Origin of the sequence: Campylobacter sp. 2018MI01, from assembly GCF_018501205.1 — a bacterium.
Lineage (GTDB): Bacteria > Campylobacterota > Campylobacteria > Campylobacterales > Campylobacteraceae > Campylobacter_E.
On record NZ_JAHCZE010000081.1, the window covers coordinates 1 to 4,794 of the forward strand.

5 protein-coding genes are annotated in these 4,794 nt (G+C 26.6%); all 5 read left to right on the plus strand.

Annotated features, from left to right (window positions below):
* A partial coding sequence (locus KJQ97_RS08705; RefSeq protein ID WP_214120595.1) for a hypothetical protein occupies nucleotides 1-231 on the plus strand: 231 nt, incomplete at its 5' end.
* Nucleotides 232-346: 115 nt separating this feature from the next.
* Nucleotides 347-1,516 (plus strand): 2-C-methyl-D-erythritol 2,4-cyclodiphosphate synthase, encoded by a 1,170-nt coding sequence (gene ispF / locus KJQ97_RS08710; RefSeq protein WP_214117205.1) that lies wholly within the window; start codon nucleotides 347-349, stop codon nucleotides 1,514-1,516.
* Nucleotides 1,497-2,363 carry a response regulator gene (locus KJQ97_RS08715; RefSeq protein ID WP_214117208.1) on the plus strand — a complete coding sequence of 289 codons (867 nt, stop codon included), beginning with the start codon at nucleotides 1,497-1,499 and terminating at the stop codon, nucleotides 2,361-2,363. Before ispF ends, KJQ97_RS08715 begins: the two co-directional genes overlap by 20 nt.
* Nucleotides 2,344-3,510 carry a sulfate adenylyltransferase gene (locus KJQ97_RS08720; protein ID WP_214117211.1) on the plus strand — a complete coding sequence of 389 codons (1,167 nt, stop codon included), beginning with the start codon at nucleotides 2,344-2,346 and terminating at the stop codon, nucleotides 3,508-3,510. Before KJQ97_RS08715 ends, KJQ97_RS08720 begins: the two co-directional genes overlap by 20 nt.
* Nucleotides 3,511-3,519: 9 nt before the next feature.
* On the plus strand, nucleotides 3,520-4,659 hold the full coding sequence (locus KJQ97_RS08725; protein ID WP_214117213.1) for a tetrahydrodipicolinate N-succinyltransferase N-terminal domain-containing protein: 1,140 nt from the start codon (nucleotides 3,520-3,522) through the stop codon (nucleotides 4,657-4,659).
* Nucleotides 4,660-4,794: the final 135 nt, after the last annotated feature.

The following is a 4,794-nucleotide window of genomic DNA, read 5'->3' on the forward strand; positions in this document are numbered from 1 at the left end:
ATATTAATAACAAAAATTAATTTTATAGAATTAGAAAATAATAAAGAAAATAGCTTTAATGCAATTATTCAAAATATAGATATTAAAGATGAGCTAATTTATTTTACATTAAATTTCAATAAACAAATCATCAAAGCAATTGGTAAAAAAAATAAATTATGTAAAAATTACTCAATAAATGATGTAATTCAATTTCAAATTCCCGCTAAAAAAATCATAGTATCTTTATAACTTGTTACGGAATGTAACAATTTTTAATTTAATTTATAAAAATGTTACATTTTAGTTAAGATTTAAATAAAATTATGTTAAAAACTTACTCAAAATCATAATTTTAAGGATAATTATGTTGGATATAACGCTTATTTTATTAGCTGCAGGTAATTCTACTAGGTTTAATTTACCTTGTAAAAAGCAAAATTTATATATAAATAAATCCCCATTATGGCTATATTTAGCAAAAGAATTTGAGAAATTATATAAGTTTTCAAAAATAATAATTGTTTGTGATGAGCCTTGTTTTTATGAAGTTAAAGAGCCAAATTATATTTATGTTAAAGGCGGTAAAGAAAGATTTGAAAGTATTGAAAATGCTTTAGAAAAAGTAAATTCTCAATATGTTTTAATTACTGATGTAGCAAGAGCTTTTATAAATCCTAATGTATTAAATGAACTTATATTAAATGCTAAAAATTATGATTGCGTTTTTCCAGCTATTAAAATTGTTGATACAATTTATAATGAAGAAAAACAATGCTATTTAAATAGAAATGAACTAAGATTGGTTCAAACCCCACAACTTAGCAAAAGCTCTGCTTTAAAATCTGCGAATTTAAAAAATTTTACAGATGAAAGCTCGGCAATATTAGCAAATAACGGAACTATAAAAGCTATAAATGGAGATGAATTAAGCTTTAAAATAACTACAAAAAATGACTTGCAAAAATTAAAATTACTCAATCTAGCAAAGCCAAGTAAAGATATTTTTGTTGGATATGGATACGATGTTCATGAGTTTTGCCACTCTAATGTAGGGCATAAATTAGATGAAGATAATAAAAATGAAGAATTAATCTTAGCAGGTGTAAGACTAGGAAAAGAATATGCTCTAAAAGCACACTCTGATGGAGATGTATTAGCTCACGCATTTACTGATGCTTTATTTGGAGCTTGTGGCTTAGGAGATATTGGGGCTGCTTTTAGCCCTGATGATGATAATTATCATAACGCAAATTCTATGCAACTATTAAAACTTGCTTATGATAAATGCAAATCTTATGGATACGAGCTAATTAATGCTGATATTACAATATGTGCTGAAAAACCAAAACTCTTAAAATATAAACAAGAAATGCTAAAAAATTTAATCACTACCCTAAAAACAAGCAATATTAATATAAAAGCTACTACAACAGAAAAACTAGGTTTTGTTGGGCGATGCGAAGGTATAAGCGTAAGCGTAGTTGTTAATATGAAATTATTTGATTGGAGCGAGTATGAGAATATTAATAGTTGAAAATGAGATTTACTTAGCTCAAAGTATGGCTTTAAAGCTAAATGATGCTGGATATATTTGTGAAGTTGCAAATGATTTTAAAGATATAAAAAACAAATATTATGATGTTATTTTGCTATCTACTAATATAGATAATTTTTTAAAGGTTATTCAAAATCATAAAAATAGCGTTATATTATTGTTAGTTTCTTATGTGAGTAGTGATACAGTTAGTATGCCTATTGAAGCTGGAGCGTATGATTACATACAAAAACCTTTTATGATAGAAGAACTTATTAGAAAAATAAACTATTTTTATGGCTACAACAAGCTAAAAGCTCAAAATACCGCACTAAGTAGCTATATAAAATCAGTTATTGATTCAAAATTTCATACAGCAAAAAGATTAGTATTTCCAACACTAATAAAAACAAATAAGCAAATCTTAGCAGATAGCTATGTTTTTAATTATGTATTCTCTCATAATGTAAATATTCATTTTACTGATTTAAGTAGCTCATTTAATCTAAATAATTTATTAGTAGGAGATAGAGATATTAGATATTTTACAAATTTTCAAGTTTTAAAAGGCTCTAAATTAGAGCAAATTATCAAGCTTAGTAAAGGGCAAAATTTTATATTTCACACTAATGGAAATGCCGATATTGAAGGCTTTAATATAATTGAGCTAGAAGACAATTCAAATACACTAGCATTAGGAGAAATTCTAACAATTGATGATTACATAAAAAATATGATAATTAATTGGCAAAAAAGCTATTCTGATACAGAACTTAGTAAAAAATTAGGATTAAGCAGAAAATCACTTTGGGAAAAAAGGAGAAAATATGGAATCAATAAAAAATAAAATAAAAGAAATAAAAATTACTGAAAAAGAATTAAGTATATTAAGTTTAATTGAAATTAATTCTTTTAATACCAATGGATATTTACCAAATAAAGAAGAAGTTTTTAAAGAATTTAATTCCGCCACAATTGATAAAAATATATCAGCCTGTACTTTAGCTTTTTCTCCTAATTATGAATTAAATGATAATATTAAAAACTATCAATTTAACAATGAAATTACATTAATATTAAATGATAAAAAAGTAGGAAAAATCACTCAAGCAACTACTTTTGATAATGATAAAGCATATACAAATATATTTAGTGCAAATACTTGCAAATTAGATAAAGAATTAAATCCTTGCATAGCAGGAAAGGTTGAGATTTTTAATAATGAATTTAAAAAGGTAAAAACTGCTCTAAATAATAAAATCAAAAAAAATAATGCCAAAAAAATAACAGCCCTAATCCTAAATGCCGACCCAATCACAAGAGCACACGAAAGAATGCTAAGATGGACTATTGATAAGGCTGATTTAGTGATAATTTTCGTAGTTGAAGGATATGATACAAATTCTTTAAATTTTCAAGCAAAAAAAGAATGCTTTGAATACTATGCGAAAAACTTTTTACCACTTGAGAGAATTTTCCCTGTGTATTTAAAAAACATAGATTTATTTAGTCCTTACCTTGACCCAAATTACGAATGTTTATTGGCAAGTTCGTTTGGTGCAAATAAGTTAGTAATAGGACAAAATCATCAAGGTTTAGGATTGTTTTATGATAATAATTTAGCTCATACAGCTATAGATGAATTATCTAAAAAAACAGGCTTAGAGCTAATAGTTTTACCTGAATTTGTATTTTGTAATAAATGCAATGTAATGGTAAGCACAAAATCATGCCCACACGGAGCTCATCATCACATAAAATATCGCTCATCAATGATTAGAGAAATGCTTCATTCAGGGCTAATCCCGCCAACCGTTTTAGTAAGAAAAGAAATATCAGCAAAGCTATTAGCACACTTACACCCTAATAGATTTAAAAATGTTCAAATGATTTATGATGGATTATTTCCAAGTAATGGTATTATAGAAAAACGAAGTGATGAAGACCTTTATAAAGAGCTAATTACTTTATATCAAACAAGTTATATGATTTAAGGAGATTTTATGAATAATTTTAATGAATTTTGTGAAAAAGTTCAAAGTGAAAAAGACTTTTTTAAACCACTTGCGTTTGCTTTAGGAGTTGGGTATTTCGGACAAAAAAGCAAAGAATTAATTTATATTGATTTTGCAAATGTAAATTATATGCAAAATTTCGGCACTTTTGCTGTGTATTTTAAAGAATTAGCACTAAATAATTACAAAAATGAAAGTGAGTTTTGTATCGAGCTTAAAGAAGAACAAATCAAAAATATCTTAAAACATTTTGAATGCTTTGAAAACGATGGCAAAAGACACGAAAATATAATAAGTCTAAAAGCAGCTTTAAAAAATATAAAAAATGAAAGATTTTTTCTAGTTGCACTAAATAGTGATGAAGCACCTAAAAGCATTGCTAGTGTTTATTTAAAACTACATTTATTATCAAGACAATTCGTAAAACCAAGAGAGATTAATCTAAATGGAGCTTTTGGGCTATTAAAAAATCTTGCTTGGAGCAATTCAAAACCTTATGAATTAGAATATTTAAGAGAATTTGAAGCTGAATTAAAATTTAGCAAAACTTATCCTGAAATTGATTTTGTAGATAAATTCCCAAGATACTTACAAACAATAATCCCAGCTGATAATACAAGGATTTTAGACACTTCTAAGGTTAGATTAGGAGCACATTTAGCTAATGGAACAACGATTATGCCAGGTGCAAGTTATGTGAATTTTAACGCAGGAACTCTAGGTTCGGTAATGTGCGAAGGTAGAATTTCAAGCTCTGCAATAGTAGGCGAAGGTAGTGATGTTGGCGGTGGTGCAAGTATTTTAGGAGTATTAAGCGGGACTGATGGCACACCAATTAGTGTTGGTAAAAGATGTTTATTAGGAGCAAATAGTGTTACAGGAATAGTTTTAGGAGATGATTGTGTAATTGATGCAGGTATTGCAATTTTAGGTGGAAGCAAGGTTGAATTGTTATTATGTGATGGACTTAAGAATGCAAATCCTAATTTTAATTTTGATAAAAATGTTTATAAAGCTAAAGAATTATCAGGATTAAATGCCCTACACTTTAGACTAAACTCAACTAATGGAAAACTTCAAGTAGGCTTTAATAAAAAAGCAATTAAACTAAATAAAGATTTACATTAAAAACTAAGAAATTACGAGAAATCGTAATTTCTAAATATCACTTAAAATATGTATTTTATTAGTATTAAATATAAACTTATAAATCAATAAGAATATGTTTATAAAATTCTTTGAATTATAAGTTTATTTCTAGTT